General features: G+C 70.2%; 17 protein-coding genes and 1 tRNA gene. 13 read left to right on the top strand and 5 right to left on the bottom strand.

From position 1 onward, the window contains the following. The first annotated feature begins 23 nt into the window (after window positions 1–23). Entirely contained in the window at window positions 24–809 is a 786-nt protein-coding gene (locus tag ACWF7A_RS36100; RefSeq protein WP_452254991.1) for a DsbA family protein, read from the top strand. 248 nt (window positions 810–1,057) lie between these two features. After that, window positions 1,058–1,130: transfer RNA gene (locus ACWF7A_RS36095), tRNA-Ala, on the top strand. Between the two features lie 104 nt (window positions 1,131–1,234). Here the strand turns inward: ACWF7A_RS36095 and ACWF7A_RS36090 are convergent. Next, on the bottom strand, window positions 1,235–2,149 hold the full coding sequence (locus tag ACWF7A_RS36090) for a helix-turn-helix domain-containing protein (protein ID WP_452254990.1): 915 nt from the start codon (window positions 2,147–2,149) through the stop codon (window positions 1,235–1,237). A 177-nt stretch (window positions 2,150–2,326) separates the two neighbouring features. On the opposite strand from ACWF7A_RS36090, the gene ACWF7A_RS36085 reads away from it, so the two are divergent. Genes ACWF7A_RS36085 through ACWF7A_RS36070 form a run of 4 tightly spaced genes read left to right on the top strand, consistent with a single transcriptional unit; the run spans window position 2,327 to window position 5,344 of the window. After that, window positions 2,327–2,890, top strand: a complete 564-nt coding sequence (locus tag ACWF7A_RS36085; protein WP_452254989.1) for a hypothetical protein — start codon at window positions 2,327–2,329, stop codon at window positions 2,888–2,890. A gap of 5 nt (window positions 2,891–2,895) precedes the next feature. Beyond that, window positions 2,896–3,990, top strand: a complete 1,095-nt coding sequence (locus ACWF7A_RS36080) for a sensor histidine kinase (RefSeq protein WP_452254988.1) — start codon at window positions 2,896–2,898, stop codon at window positions 3,988–3,990. Then, entirely contained in the window at window positions 3,987–4,610 is a 624-nt protein-coding gene (locus ACWF7A_RS36075) for a response regulator transcription factor (protein ID WP_452254987.1), read from the top strand. Before ACWF7A_RS36080 ends, ACWF7A_RS36075 begins: the two co-directional genes overlap by 4 nt. Window positions 4,611–4,642: 32 nt before the next feature. Continuing rightward, on the top strand, window positions 4,643–5,344 hold the full coding sequence (locus tag ACWF7A_RS36070) for an excalibur calcium-binding domain-containing protein (RefSeq protein WP_452254986.1): 702 nt from the start codon (window positions 4,643–4,645) through the stop codon (window positions 5,342–5,344). On the opposite strand, the gene ACWF7A_RS36065 is transcribed toward ACWF7A_RS36070, so the two are convergent. Further along, complete coding sequence (locus ACWF7A_RS36065; protein ID WP_452254985.1) at window positions 5,345–5,497, bottom strand: hypothetical protein; 153 nt, start codon at window positions 5,495–5,497, stop codon at window positions 5,345–5,347. A 129-nt stretch (window positions 5,498–5,626) separates the two neighbouring features. Here ACWF7A_RS36065 and ACWF7A_RS36060 point away from each other — a divergent pair, with 129 nt between their 5' ends. Beyond that, the gene (locus tag ACWF7A_RS36060; protein WP_452254984.1) at window positions 5,627–6,493 is read left to right on the top strand and encodes a peptidase inhibitor family I36 protein; all 867 of its coding nucleotides are present in this window, start codon (window positions 5,627–5,629) and stop codon (window positions 6,491–6,493) included. 52 nt (window positions 6,494–6,545) lie between these two features. Here the strand turns inward: ACWF7A_RS36060 and ACWF7A_RS36055 are convergent, their stop codons facing one another. Then, window positions 6,546–7,772 (bottom strand): PucR family transcriptional regulator, encoded by a 1,227-nt coding sequence (locus ACWF7A_RS36055; RefSeq protein ID WP_452254983.1) that lies wholly within the window; start codon window positions 7,770–7,772, stop codon window positions 6,546–6,548. A 259-nt stretch (window positions 7,773–8,031) separates the two neighbouring features. Here ACWF7A_RS36055 and ACWF7A_RS36050 point away from each other — a divergent pair, with 259 nt between their 5' ends. The 6 genes from ACWF7A_RS36050 (at window position 8,032) to ACWF7A_RS36025 (ending at window position 12,466) form a co-directional block, all read left to right on the top strand. Next, window positions 8,032–8,244, top strand: a complete 213-nt coding sequence (locus ACWF7A_RS36050) for a hypothetical protein (RefSeq protein ID WP_452254982.1) — start codon at window positions 8,032–8,034, stop codon at window positions 8,242–8,244. A gap of 12 nt (window positions 8,245–8,256) precedes the next feature. Continuing rightward, the gene (locus ACWF7A_RS36045; RefSeq protein WP_452254981.1) at window positions 8,257–9,099 is read left to right on the top strand and encodes an NYN domain-containing protein; all 843 of its coding nucleotides are present in this window, start codon (window positions 8,257–8,259) and stop codon (window positions 9,097–9,099) included. A 70-nt stretch (window positions 9,100–9,169) separates the two neighbouring features. Next, window positions 9,170–10,060: an ABC transporter ATP-binding protein gene (locus tag ACWF7A_RS36040; protein ID WP_452254980.1), complete on the top strand. Its 891-nt coding sequence runs from the start codon at window positions 9,170–9,172 to the stop codon at window positions 10,058–10,060. Continuing rightward, a complete protein-coding gene (locus ACWF7A_RS36035; RefSeq protein ID WP_452254979.1) occupies window positions 10,057–10,806 on the top strand; it encodes an ABC transporter permease in 750 nt (249 codons plus the stop codon). The genes ACWF7A_RS36040 and ACWF7A_RS36035 overlap by 4 nt, the downstream gene beginning before the upstream one ends. Next, window positions 10,803–11,867: a sensor histidine kinase gene (locus tag ACWF7A_RS36030; protein WP_452254978.1), complete on the top strand. Its 1,065-nt coding sequence runs from the start codon at window positions 10,803–10,805 to the stop codon at window positions 11,865–11,867. Before ACWF7A_RS36035 ends, ACWF7A_RS36030 begins: the two co-directional genes overlap by 4 nt. Further along, window positions 11,864–12,466, top strand: coding sequence for a response regulator (locus tag ACWF7A_RS36025; protein WP_452254977.1), 603 nt, complete (start codon window positions 11,864–11,866; stop codon window positions 12,464–12,466). Before ACWF7A_RS36030 ends, ACWF7A_RS36025 begins: the two co-directional genes overlap by 4 nt. Here the strand turns inward: ACWF7A_RS36025 and ACWF7A_RS36020 are convergent. Further along, window positions 12,463–13,128 carry a DNA alkylation repair protein gene (locus ACWF7A_RS36020; RefSeq protein ID WP_452254976.1) on the bottom strand — a complete coding sequence of 222 codons (666 nt, stop codon included), beginning with the start codon at window positions 13,126–13,128 and terminating at the stop codon, window positions 12,463–12,465. The genes ACWF7A_RS36025 and ACWF7A_RS36020 overlap by 4 nt on opposite strands. A gap of 105 nt (window positions 13,129–13,233) precedes the next feature. After that, the gene (locus ACWF7A_RS36015; protein WP_452254975.1) at window positions 13,234–13,755 is read right to left on the bottom strand and encodes an RICIN domain-containing protein; all 522 of its coding nucleotides are present in this window, start codon (window positions 13,753–13,755) and stop codon (window positions 13,234–13,236) included. Between the last annotated feature and the right edge of the window lie 25 nt (window positions 13,756–13,780).

The raw sequence follows: 13,780 nt of genomic DNA, 5'->3' as shown, positions 1-13,780 counted from the left end.
TTTGTGTCGCTACGCTCGTCGCCGTGGGTGGAGCAGAGCGCAGTGCGCGGAAGAAGAAGCAGGCCGCGCGTGCGGTGGTCCAGGCTCGTTCGTCGAGCGGTTCCGACCGCACCAAGGTGATCGCGGGCATCGCCGTGGTGGCGGTGCTGGCCGTCGCCGTCATCGGTTACGTGATCTTCCAGCAGATGAAGCCCTCCACGTCGGCCACCGACGCGATCCCGCTGGCCCCGGCCGATCACACGATCTCCGCGCCGGCCGTCCGCGAGGGCAACACCGTCCTGGTCGGCAAGGACACGGCCACCGTGACGGTCGACGTGTACGAGGACTTCCTGTGCCCGATCTGCGGCACGTTCGAGAAGACCTACGGCACCGACATCAAGAAGGCCGTCGAGGACGGCAAGGTCAAGATCCGCTACAACATCCTGCCGATGCTCGACCGCCTCTCCTCGCCGGAGGGCTACTCGACCGAGTCCGCCAACGCCGCCCTGTGCGTGGCCGACGACGGCAAGTTCAACGCGTTCCACGCGGCGCTGTTCAACAAGCAGCCCGAGGAAGGCGACGCCGGCTACACCAAGGACCAGCTCATCAAGCTGGGCAAGGAGGTCGGCGTCACCTCCGCGACCTTCGAGTCGTGCGTGCAGAACCAGACCTACAAGTCGCAGCTCGGTGAGCTGATGTCCAAGACCAGCAACGACCCGGCGCTGCGCGACCCCGAGTCGGGCCGCTTCCGGGGGACGCCGAGCGTGGCCGCCGGCGGCAAGCTCGTCGACCTGGACAACAAGAACTGGCTGTCCGACCTGACCAAGTAGGCCGGTGTCCTCAATGGACTTCGACGCGCGGTGTGCGCGGCCCTTCGGGTCGTGTGTGCCGCGCGTCACGTCTTTGCGGACGGTGATGTCCCAGCTGGCGATTTGTGATCGCGGGGTGTGGCCGGAACCCGGTTTAACCAGGGCCGATGTGGTTCTGGGGGGCCCGATTTTTATCTTGTGGCAGGGGTGTTGTACGGTATAGCCACACGAGAACGACGGGGAAACCCGGCGGGAACGTGGACCTTCAAGGGGCTGTGGCGCAGCTGGTAGCGCATCACACTGGCAGTGTGAGGGTCAGGGGTTCGAGTCCCCTCAGCTCCACTTGGAGAAGAACCCGTCTGATCTGGCGAATTCGCTGGTCAGGCGGGTTTCTTGCTGTTCTGGCCGCAATGAGCAGCATTCTTTCTGAAGACGCGTTGTAGAACTCAATGCCGTGCGGCTTCTCCTTCGGTGACATTCCGCAGCGCTGTCGCCAGCCAGTGCAGTTCTTCGGTCGCGTCCGGCGCGCTGCGCTGTCCCCGCACGCGGCCGACCAGGCGGCGATACCGTTCCGCGCTCGCGTCGATTCCGGCCTCCAGCGAAGCCAGCACGGCGCTCAGGTCGGTGTCGCCGAAGGCGGTGGCGATCAGCTCGGACGCGGCGGGGTCGTCGGGGGTGATGCCCTTCTCCCTGGCCTGGGTGACGGTGTTCACCACCTGGCGGGCCCACCAGATGGTCGCGCCTGGTGGTGCCTTCTGGCCCGGGACCGGGGTGTTGAGCTCCAGGAAGGTGCCGAGGCGGGTGCGGAAGTCCTGGTCCTGCACCAGTTCCGCCAGTTCGATCCAGGCGTCCACCTGGTCCGGGGTGGGGTCGTCGGGCAGGTCGATGCGGAGTTCTCGTACTCGTTCGCGTAGTGCCGGGTCGATGTTCAGGCGGTCGAAGACGCCTGCTTTGAAGTCGTCGATGATCTGGGCTCGTTCGGCTGCGGAGAGCCTTGCCAGGCGGTTCATCAGTGCTGTCTCCTCGAGGGTGGAACGGCGTTTCGACACCGTGGACAGGACGGCCCGGCTCACCTTCAGGGCACGGATCTGCGCGTCGATCGCGGTCACGTGGGCGTCCGCGATCTCGGCCACCGAGGCGCCGCGCTCGAGCACCCGGCGCACGTCGTCCAGCCCCAGGCCCAGTTCGCGCAGGGTGCGGATGAGCTCTACGCGGGCCACGCAGGCGGCGTCGTAGAGGCGGTAGCCGCCCGCGGAGCGGGCTGTCGGGGTGATGACCCCCTCGTTCGACCAGAAGCGCAGCGTGCGGGCGGAGATGCCCGTGCGGCGTGCCAGCCGGCCGATGGTGAGCGGTTCGTCCATGCCTGCATCCTCGACCTTGCAGTCGCTGCAATGTCAACTGCTGCAGTCGCTACCTTCGACGGTGCCCACCGCCGAACGGCACGTGCCGATGGGCACCCCGTGCGGCATGACCTTCGGCGTCCGGAGTGGCCGGTCGGGACTTCGGGGCACGGGTGTGGCGTCCCTAGCGTCGGTGGCGTGACGGACAACAAGATCTTCTTGCCGAGGTTCGGTGCTGCGTGCGGGGTCGTGCTCGCGTTGTCGATCGGGGTGCCTGGGGCCGTGGAGGCCTTCACCGGGGAGACGGCGTTCACCAGTGCGGTGATCGGGCTGGGGACGGCGTTCGGGGCTCCCGCGGTGCTGGCGTTGCACGGGCATCAGGCGCACGCGTCCGGACGGTTCGGGGCGTTCGCGTTCGGTGCGAACCTGCTGGGGCTGGGGGTGTTCACCGGGGTGGCGTTCGCGTTGAACCTGGTGATCTTCTTCCTGGAACCCGGTGCGCCCGCGCCGCTGACGCAGGTGGTGCTGAAGGCCGGGTCGCTCGTGTTCGTGGCCGGCACCGTGTTGTTCGGGGTGTCGATGGTGCGGGCCGGGGTGTTCCCTGCGGTGCCGGCCTGGGGGTACGGGATCAGCTTCGTGCTGCTGGCCGTGTTCGCGGTGCTGCCGGACACGCCGGTGTCCGCGGTGGTCCACGTCGTGTGCGCCGCGGTGCTGGTGTGGTTGTCCAAGACCGTGTGGTCGGCGCGTCCGGCACTAGCCTGAGCGGCATGTACACCTCGCGGCCGGCGTTCTGGGTCTCGCCGGTGATGTGCGCCGCCGTGCTGGTCGCGGGGGCGTACGCCGCGCTGGCCGGGCTCGGCGACACCACCGTGCCGTTGCTGGTCGGCGGGCTGGCGGTGCTGGTGGTGCTGGATCTCGCCGAGTTCCGGCGGTATCCGGTGCGGACGCCTCGGCGTGTGGCCGCCGGGTTGTTGGTGCTGCGGGCCGCGTTGTACGTTGGACTGGCCTTTGTGGACGGATCCGGGCTGGCCCGGCTGTTGTTGCTGCTGGTGCCGTTCACGGCCTACTTCGCGTTCGGACGGGGTGTGGCGATCGGGCTGGCGGCGGCCTGTCTCGCAACGGCCGTGGTGAGCACGCCGGGCTGGTACGCGCACGTCGAGCAGGTGTCGGACCTGGTGATGTTCGTCGTGGGACTGGTGCTCACGCTCACGATGGCCGCAGTGGCGGTGCGGGAGCGTGACGGGCGGATTCGGTTGCAGGAGTCGCATCGGACGGTCGCGGAGCTGTCGGCGGCGGCGGAACGGGCGCGGGTCGCCAGGGACCTGCACGACGACCTCGGGCACCACCTGACGGCGATCGTGGTGTTGCTGGAGAAGGCCTCCGCGTTCCACGAGCGCGAGCCGGGCACGGCGAAGGCCGCCGTGCTGGACGCGGAACGGTCGGCGCGGCGGGCGTTGGGCGAGGTGCGCGAGTCGGTCCGGTCGCTGCGGTCGTTCCAGCTGCCGGCCGCACTGGACGAACTCGTTGCGGGACAAGGGGACGTGACGTTGACGGTGAGCGGTTCGCCCGAGTCGCACGACACCGGCGCGCTGCACGCGTTGTACCGGGCGGCGCAGGAGGGCATCACGAACTCGCGCCGTCACGCCGCCGCCACGCGCATCGACGTCGCGGTCGAACTCGACGCCGAGCGGGCACGGCTGACCGTGGCCGATGATGGACGGGGCATGGGTGCGGCGGCGGAGGGGTTCGGGTTGCTCGGGATGAGGGAACGGGTCGCGCTGGCCGGCGGACGGGTCGACCTCACCAGCACGACGGCCGGTACGCGGCTGACCGTCACGATCCCCGTGGCGAGGGCCGAGTGACGCGCGTGCTGGTCGTCGACGACCAGCGGCTGATCCGGGAGGGCATCGCGTCGTTGCTCGGGCTGCAACCCGGCATCGAGGTCGTCGGCACGGCCGCGGACGGGCACGAGGCCGTGGAGCAGGCGGTGACGCTCGCGCCGGACGTGGTGCTGATGGACGTGCGGATGCCGGGACTCGACGGCGTGGAGGCGGTGGCGGTGCTGCGCAGACGCGCGCCCGCCTGCAAGGTCGTCATGCTGACGACGTTCGACGACGAGGACTACGTGGTGCGCTCGCTGCGGGCGGGCGCGACCGGGTACCTGCTCAAGGACCTGCCGTCCCAGGATCTCGCAGCCGCGGTCAGGCTCGCCGCGGCGGGCGTCGCCCAGTTCGACCCGGCCGCGGCGGCCCGGCTGGCGGCGGTGCTCGACCGGTCGGACAGCCGCCGTGAACCGCTGACCGTGCGCGAGGTCGAGGTGCTGCGGCTGGTGGCGGGCGGGGCCACGAACAAGGAGATCGCCGAGCGCCTCTACCTGTCCGAGGGCACGGTGAAGAACCACATCTCGCGCATCCTCGGCCGGCTCGGGTTGCGCGACCGCACGCAGGCCGCGCTTTATGCGCAGTCGAATGGACTTGTGTAACGAGGTGCGGCGGAGGTCGCGATGTGGCGGCCATGACCGTTTTCCCGAAGCTGGCCAAGGAAGCCGCGATCGTGGCCGGTTTCCTGGTGGCGGTGTCCGCCTGTGGCACGCAGGCGCCCACGAAGCTCGCTGCCGACGTCTCCACGACGACCACGACCACGACCACCAGTGCCACGACGACGACCACGCCACCGCCGGTGACAGTGCAGTCCGTTGTGGACGGACGCACGGTGGTGTTGTCCAACGGCGCCAAGGTGGTGCTGTCCGCATTGGCGCAGCCCGGCGAGTGCTGGGCCACGTCCGCTGTGGAGTTCGCGACGAAGACCCTGGTGGGCAAGCCTGTCCAGGTCGCGGCGTCGAGCCTGAAACTGGCTGACGGCAAGGACTACGCGGTGCTCGCGGTCAGCCAGGGGGCCGCCCGCGCGGTCGCCGGGGCGGAGTCGGCGATCCAGGTCGCGGAGACCGCCGCCAAGCAGGCCTCGCTGGGGTTCTGGGGACCGTCGTGCGGCGGGCTCGACGTGAAGCCCGCGCCCGCACCGGTGGCACCCCAGCCTGTCGTGCCGCAACCCGTTGTGCCGCAACCGGAACCGGCGCCCGCACCCCCTGCTCCGGCGCCCGCGTACTTCGCGAACTGCGCCGCCGCGAAGGCCGCGGGCGCGGCACCGCTCTACCGCGGCCAGCCCGGCTACCGCTCGGCCCTCGACCGCGACAACGACGGCGTGGCCTGCGAGTAGTCAGAAACCTCGTTCCAGCACCTGACGCGCTTCCCGGAGCTCGCGGTCGGCCTCGGCCTCCTCGATGGCTCCGGGCAGCGGGTTGGTGTCCTTCTCGGCCACCCACTCCTCGGGCTTCGGGCGGTCGGGCAGCGCTTTCCACCTGTCGCTCATGACTCCAGTGTGCCCTGACAGATCGGTGGCTGCCGGTGTCAGTGGGATGTCAGCGCGGCTCGGAACTCTCTGGCTCGGCGAAGCTCCCCCGACCAGGCCGGGGAGCCTGTGGAGCGAGGAGAGTTGATCGTGCTGAAGAAGTTCACCTTTGCGGCACTGATGGGAGCGCTTGTCAGCGCGTCCTTCGGCGCCGGTGTCGCCAACGCGGCGACCGACCGCAACGGCTCCTGCGAGACCGGCGAGTTCTGCCTCTACTACAACAGCGACAACGCCGGGTCGGTGTCCGACTTCGCGGGCTCCATCGCCGACTACGGCGACTCGCCGCCGAGCTGCTACGACTTCAAGAGCGCGGGCAACGGGCAGGGCGTGTGCGTCAAGAACAACGCCGCCTCGGTTTGGAACAAGACAAGCAAGGCCGTCACGGTCTTCTACAACAGCAACTACGGTGGCGCGAAGCAGACGTTCGCGGCCGGCGCCAAGGGCAACCTCAAGGCCGAGCTGAAGAACGAGAACGCCTCGCACCGCATCGGTGACGCCGGTGGCGACCCGGACCCGGCTCCGGGCACCTACCCGGCCCCGGCCACCAACAACGAGCCCTCCCAGGCCGTCCGCGCGCCGCAGGCCAGCAAGCGGACCGCGTTCGTGCGCACGCAGATCTCCACGCTGACCGGGGAGAAGCAGTGCTACGTGGGCGACTACCGCTCGGGTGAGTCCTCGACGAGCAACCACAACACCGGCAACGCGCTCGACTGCACCATCTCGAACGCGATCGGCCAGTACCCGAGCGCCGCGCAGAAGGCCCAGGGCTGGAAGCTGGCCTACTGGCTGCAGAAGCACGCCGTGAAGCTCGACGTCCGCTACGTGATCTGGCAGGGCAAGATCTGGAGCGTCGCCCGTGCGTCCGAGGGCTGGCGCAACTACACCGCCGGCAGCGGTGTGACCGGTGGTCACTACGACCACGTCCACGTCTCGATCCAGAACCCGTACGGCGACTGATCCGAGCTGATGGAGAAGGCGAGCGCACCCGGTGCGCTCGCCTTTCGGCGTTTCAGGACCTCAGGTCGTGGACGATCAACGACGCCGAGAGCAGCCGGATGTCGGTCGGGTCGGCCGGGTTGTAGCCGGTGAGCTCGGAGACGCGGCGCAGCCGGTAGTTGAGCGTGTTGCGGTGCAGGTGCAGCTCGTCGGCCGTGCGGTGGCGGTTGTGGTCGCTGTTGATGAACGTCCGCAGCGTGTGCAGCAGGTCGGGGTGCTCGCTCAGGCGGTCCATCACACGTGCCAAGCGCTTGCGGCCCGGGCCGGGGCGGCAGAGCTGGTACTCGAGCAGCACGTCGTCGAGGACGTACGCGCCGGGCGGGCGGCCGAGGCGCTGGGCGAGCTCGGCGATGTCCGCGGCCTGCCGGGCCGCCGCGGGGATGTCCTCCCGGCTCTCCGCCGCCGCGATTCCGCCGGTCAGGCCCGTGCCGGCGGCGGTGAGGAGGGTGCGGACCAGGTCCGCGGCCACCTCCACGTCGTTGTCGATCTCGTCCGCTGACGTCGGTAGGAGCACCGTGCCGCCGTCGTGGTCCAACGCGGAGAGGGCGTGCTTCGGCAGTTCTGCCCGTAGCCGGCGCACGAGCCCATGAACGGCTAGGCGTGCGTCGCCTCCGTCGGCCACCGACGGTGCCTCGACGCGCACGGCGACGACGATGTGCTGGTTGGACAGCTCCAGGCCGATCCGTTCGGCGAGCGGCTCGGCCTCCCTGCCCGTCAGCAGGGCCGCGACCAGCGCACGGCCGGCTTCACGGCGTTCGGCGTGCAGGGCCTGCTGCTCGGCGAGGTACGACCCGGCCACCGCCGGCACCGCGACGCTGAGGTACCGCAGCAGCGCCGGCACCGTGGCGAGCAGGTCGGGGATCTCGTCGGGCTCGGCGACGGCGGCCATCGCCTCCCAGCCCACGGTCGCGGCGACGTGGTAGGTGCTGAGCACGATGTCGAGCGGAACGCCCTGCTGGGCGCGCCGCACCGCCGTGGCGATCTGCATGTCCATCTCCTCGGGCGCGGGCGGCCGCTGTTCCCTCAGCGCGCGCAGGAAGACCTGCAGGTGACGGGTCACCGCCTCGGTGATCTCGCGGTCGACGAGCTGGTGCGGCAGCTGCCGGTACGTCGCGGATCTGGCGAAGAACGCCTCCAGCACCTTCTCGGCGATGCGCGGGATCTGCGTCGCGGCACGGTCGTAGAGCGGTGCGGCGGGGTTCGGGGCGGGGATGTCGACCACCGCCAGAGGCTTGCGCATCCACCGGCCGCAGGCGATAGCCCGATCCGGTCCTTCTCGGCTGGACGGGTGCACGAAAGAGGGACGCTCGGGTTGTGCACGTGCCCGAAAGTTTTGACCCTATCGAGTGACGACGGGTGAGCGCGGCCTCTGCGTCCAGCCACAATCGGGCGTTGTGAGCAGCGTCGAGGAATGCATGAAGTTGTTGCTGCGTAGCGGGTTCCGCCGATCCGTGGTGCGTGATCGCTTCACGTGCGTCAACGCTGTGATGTTCAGACGGGTGTGGCGAGGTACCAACGAGACGGTGCTCGCGTACTCGGAGTCGGAGGCCCTGGCCTATCGCGTGGCCGAGGGCGACGCGGACCCCACGGACCCGTTCGTCGTGGACCCCGACCTGACGATGTGGCAGTGCGGGGGCGAGTTCCTGGACGTCGCGGGGCAGCTTCTGGAGTTACCGGCGGCGCCGGGTCACTCCACGTTCGAGGGGAAGTAGTAATCTCGGCTGGTGGGTGAGACCGTCCGGATCGGAGTGTTCTACGACGGCACGTGGTTCGCCTACCTGAGCGATTTCTACGCGACAGCGCACCCCAGAGGAGCGCGCGTCTCTCTCGACGGCCTGCACGACGCGGTGCGCTGGTACGTCCACACGGAGACGGGTCGTCCGCTGGACGAGTGCGTGGTCGCCGAGGCGCATTACGTGCGTGGTCGCATCGAGACCCCGGCTGAGTCCTTCGACCGCGCGCTGGCCGCCGCCGGCATCACGCGGCACGACCTGCCGCTGCACAACGGCAAGGAGAAGGGCGTCGACGTCCTGCTCGCGCTGGAGGCGTGGGACCGGGCGATGACGGTGCCGCTCGACTGGGTCGTCCTGCTGACCGGCGACTCGGACTTCGCTCCGCTGGCGTCCAGGCTGACGGCACGGGGCGTGCACGTGATCGTGCCGGTGGTCGACATCAAGACGGTGCAGGCTCCTCCTGCCTGGACCCCGCGCACGGCCGCCCCGCTGCGGGCCGCGACACCGTTCACCCCCGGTTTCGACGAGCTGTTCGCCCCCGGTGACCAGGCCGACTACCCGCTGCGGCGCGCGTTCGTGCGGTCGTCGCAGGCGGTGGCGTCCCCGGTCGGGGCGCCGCGCGGACGTCGCAGGGGCACCGTGGCGACGTGGAAGTCCGGGCAGGCCCACGGCTTCATCACGGACACCCGCGGCGGGTCGTGGTTCGTCTCGCGCGACGAGCTGCCGGCCGGGCTCACGCTGCTGCTCGCGGGCACGCCCGTGTCGTTCACCGGGTCGCCCGCGCCGATGCCCGGCCGCAAGTACCCGAGGGCGCAGGCCGTCCGGCCGGAATGACTTTTGTCATCCGGATGTGGTGACGCCGCTTCACTACTGACCGAAGGCCGCACCGACCAGGCTCAACGGCATGGAAACGGTGCTCGGAGTACGGGGAGCGCGGCACAGCTACGGTGCCACGCAGGCGCTGGACGGCGTTGATCTCGACGTCGGCGCGGGGGAGTGCGTGGCCCTGCTCGGGCCCAACGGCGCGGGCAAGACGACGCTCGTGAACCAGGTGATCGGGCTGCTGCCCGCCAAGGCCGGCTCGGTGCGCGTGTGCGGCGGTGATCCGCGTGTCGCGTCGACCCGGCGGCAGCTCGGCGTGGTGCAGCAGTCACTCGGGTTCCCGAACACGCTGAAGGTGTCCGAGCTGGTCACGGGGGCCGCAGTACGTGCGGGGAAGCCTCGTGCGGCGGCCGGGCCGGTGATGGCGGAGCTCGACCTGACCGACCTGGCCGGGCGGCGCGCGTCGAAGCTTTCAGGCGGTCAGAAGCAACGGCTGCAGCTCGCGATGGCCCTGGTCGGCGACCCGGCGCTGCTGGTGCTCGACGAACCGACCGCGGGCCTCGACGTGCCCGCCCGCAAGCGGTTCTGGCAGATCCTCGCCGAACGACGCGAGCGCGGGACGGGCGTGCTGCTCACGACGCACATCATCGAGGAGTCGTCGGCCGTCGCCGACCGCGTCGTCGTGCTCGCCCACGGCCGGGTGCTCGCCGAGGGCACGCCGGACGCACTGGTCGCGAAGCTGCCCGACCGCACGGTGATCGCCCGGACGGGTCTCGGCTTGGAGCGCCTCCAAGCGTTGCCGGGGGTCGTGTCGCTGCGCGACGACGGCGAGCACGTCCACCTCGGTACCCGCTCGCCCGAGGCGTTGCTGCGGGTGCTGCTCGTGGAGGACCCCGGCCTGACCGACCTGCGGGTCGAGGGCGCCGGGCTGGAAGAGGCAGTGGCCGGTCTGATCGAGAGGGGTGCGGCATGACCACGAACGTTTCCGGGCGGATCTTCGGCGTGGAGCTCACGGACGAGCTGAGGGGTATCGTCCGCGAACCGGCCGCGCTGTTCTTCTCGATCATCATGCCGGTCGCGTTCTTCGCGCTCTTCGTGTCGCTGTTCGGGAAGTTCAGCAGCGGCGGGGTGTCCGCCGGCACCACGATGCTCGCCACGTTCGGCACGTTCGGCGTCATCTCCGTGGTGCTGATGAACCCCGGCCTCGGCGTCGCGGCCGACCGGGAACGCGGCTGGCTCAAGTCCAAACAGGTGTCCGCGGTGCCGATCGGCGTGACGCTCGCGGCGAAGGTGGTGGCAGCGCTGCCCTACGCGGCCGGCGTGCTGGTCGCGATGACGGTGACGGCGGCGCTCACCGGTTCCTTGGGCGCGCCCCTGCCTGCGTTGCTGCGGCTGCTCGTCGTGCTGGTGATCGGCGCGTTGCCGTTCGCGTTGCTGAGCCTCGCGGTCGGGTTCCAGGTCGGTGCGGGTGCGGGCGCCGCGTTGCTCAACGCGCTGCTCATCCCGACGTCCGTCGTCTCCGGACTGTGGATGCCGCTGGAGATCATGCCCGCGTTCTTCCGCGACGTGGCGAGGTTCCTGCCGAACTACCACCTGTCCCAGCTGGCTCGCGCGCAGCTCACCGGCGGTCCCGTGCTCACGCATGTGCTCGTGCTGCTGGGGTTCGCGATCGTGGCCGCGGTGCTCGCGGCCGTGTCGTATCGTCATGCCCGGTCATGAGAAGAGAAGTGGGCATCTCGCGCTGGTTCCACCTGATCTACCTGGGGAACCTGCTGTGGGCGCCGGTGTTCGACCCGGCTGCGGACTGGTTGGACTGGGCGCTCGTCGCCGCCGTGGTCGTGGCCTTCGTCCCGATGTACGTGCTGTCGTGGCGCCGGCCTGAGCTGGTCCGCCACTGGTGCCTCGTGCCGACGGTCGTGCTCGGGGCGCTGGCGACGCCGTTCAACGCCGGTGCCGCCGTGCTCTTCGTCTACGCGGCGGTGTTCGCGGGCCTGTCGGAGTCGCGGCGGGTGGCGATGCGGTGGTTCGTCGGCCTGTCCGCGCTGATCTGCGTGTTCGGCGTGGTGTCGGTGGTCGAGATGCCGTACCGCGTGTGGGCGTTGCTGCCGTCGCTGGTCTTCCTGTGGGTCGTCGGTCTCGTGCAGGTCGAGTGGGCCGAACGGGAGCGCGAGAGGGCCGAGCTGCGCATCCGCACCGCGCGGGTCGAGCACCTCGCCACCCTCGCCGAACGCGAGCGCATCGCCCGCGACCTGCACGACCTGCTCGGCCACACGCTGACCGCGATCATCCTGCGCGCCCAGCTGGTCAGCGCGGACCCCTCGCGGGCGCAGGACGAGGCGGCGGAGATCGAACGGACGGCCCGCGCGGCGCTGGGGGAGGTCCGCGACGCCGTCACCGGGTGGCGCAGCGCGTCGCTCGAGACCGAACTGGAGGCGGCGCGTGCCGCGTTGTCGAGCCTGGGCGTCGAGGTGACCGTGCGCCGCGACCCGGAGCTGGTGATCGTCGGCTCGACCGAGCACGAACTGGCGCTGGCGCTGCGGGAGGCCGTGACCAACGTGGCACGGCACGCACGCGCGAAGACGTGCCACATCGGCATCGAGGCGCGCGACGGCGAGCTGCGGCTGGTGATCGCCGATGACGGCGTGGGTGGGCATGCGGTGGAGGGCAACGGGTTGACGGGCATGAGGGAACGGATCGCCGCGCTGGGCGGCCTGGTCGCGCGGACGGTCTCGGCGGGCACCACCGTCACGATCGCCGTCCCGCTGAAGGTGGCGACGTGATCAGGGTCGTGCTGGCCGAGGACCAGGCTATGGTGCGCGGCGCGTTCGCCCAGCTGCTCGACCTGCAGCCCGACGTCACGGTCGTCGCGACGGCGGGGGACGGCGACGAGGCCCTCGCGGCCGTGGCCGAGCACCGGCCCGACGTGCTGCTGACCGACATCGAGATGCCGGGACGGACCGGACTGGACGTCGCCCTGGCGCTGAACGAGCGCGGCGACACGACCCGAGTCCTGATCTTCACGACGTTCGCCCGCAGCGGGTACCTGCGGCGCGCGATGGACGCCGGGGTCGCGGGGTACGTGCTGAAGGACGCGCCGATCGCGGACCTGGTCTCGGCGTTGCGCCGCGTCCACGCCGGCGAACGCGTCGTCGCGCCCGAGCTCGCGATGGCCGCGTGGGACAGCGCGGACCCCCTGACACCGCGCGAACGCGAGCTGCTGCAGGAGGTCACGACGGGCGCGAGCAACGCCGACATCGCGGCCCGGCTCAACCTCGCCGAGGGGACGGTCCGCAACTACCTGTCGACCGCGATGGCGAAACTGGGCGCCCGCAACCGTTCCGAGGCGGCCAGCACCGCTCGCGAACGAGGCTGGCTCTAACCCTTCCGCTTCACCATCTCGGTGATCCAGATCGGTGCGAACGGCGACGTGCAGTTCGGCGGCGTCGGGTAGTCCTTGAGGACCTCCAGGCGTTCGCCGATCTCGAGCGCCCGCGCCCGCAGCGACGGGTGTTCGATCCCGATCTGCGCCAGGCAGTGGTTCATCGCCCACTGCAGACGTTCCGGGGCGTCCTTCATGTCCTTCTCGACGAGGTCGAGCAGGCCGTCGAGGTCGAGGCCCTCGGGCTTCTTCGCGACGCGGTCGATCGTGAGTGCCCAGCCCGCGCTCGCGACCGCCGGGTCCGGGTCGGCGAACCACAGCACGCGCAGCTCCTCGGCGTGCGGGTTCTTCTTCACCACGTAGTTCACGAGCCAGTCGTGCACCTTGGGGCGTTCGGCCTCGCGCAGCATGACGTCGAGCTCGTCGCGCCCGAACGCCTTGGGGCGGCAGATCAGCAGCGCCAGCAACCGGGCGGCCGTGTCCCCCGTCGCCCACAGCTGCACGGCCAGGTCCTGCTGGGTCTTCAGGCGTTTCGCGACGGCGCGGAGCTTGCCGAGGTTCACGCCGTGGTCGTCGCCGTGCTTCTCGTTGACAGCGCGGACTTTCGGGTCCTCGAGCGCGGCCAGTTCGGCCCGCAGCTCCGCCACCGTGTCGTTTGCCACCGATTGACCTCCCGCTCACCACCGACGCCCGACAGCCTACGAGCCGGAACACCGGAAGGCGGGTCGTGCCTCCAGACAAGAGGCACAACCCACGTGAGGGGGCGATCAGCCGATGGTGAAGAGCTGCGCGCGGTGGGTGACGCAGGTGTCCTGGTGCAGGATCGACTTGTTGTCGAAGTCGCGGCCCTCGATGTCCAGGCACAGGCCGCTGTGACGCGCCCGGAACTTCTTCGCGCCGGAGTCGGTGGTCTCGACGAGGAACTGCTGGTTCCACTTGGTGGCGCTGCAGGTGTACTGGACGGCGTCGGCGGTCCGGTCCTGGCTCGAGTCCCAGATGTCGACGCACTTGCCGCTGTGCGCGACCTTGATCCGCACGGCACCGCTGCCGTCGCCGACCTCCTCGAGCGCCCACTGCTGGTGCGACTTCGAGGCGTTGCAGGTGTACTGCAGGATCGCGGCCTTGTCGGACCGGCTGCCGTCGGCCACGTCGAGGCACTTGGCGGAGTTGGAGTTGCGGATCAGGTCGTAGCTCACGGCCGCGGACGAGGTGCTCGCGCCGGCGAACGCCACCGCGGCGGCCGTCAGCGCGATCGCGGCACTGGTACGGCGAAGAAGCGTCCTGGACATTGTGGCCCTCCGAAGGTCTGGCTGA

Source organism: Lentzea sp. NPDC055074 (assembly GCF_053608005.1).
This window is presented reverse-complemented; position numbering and strand designations above follow the sequence as displayed.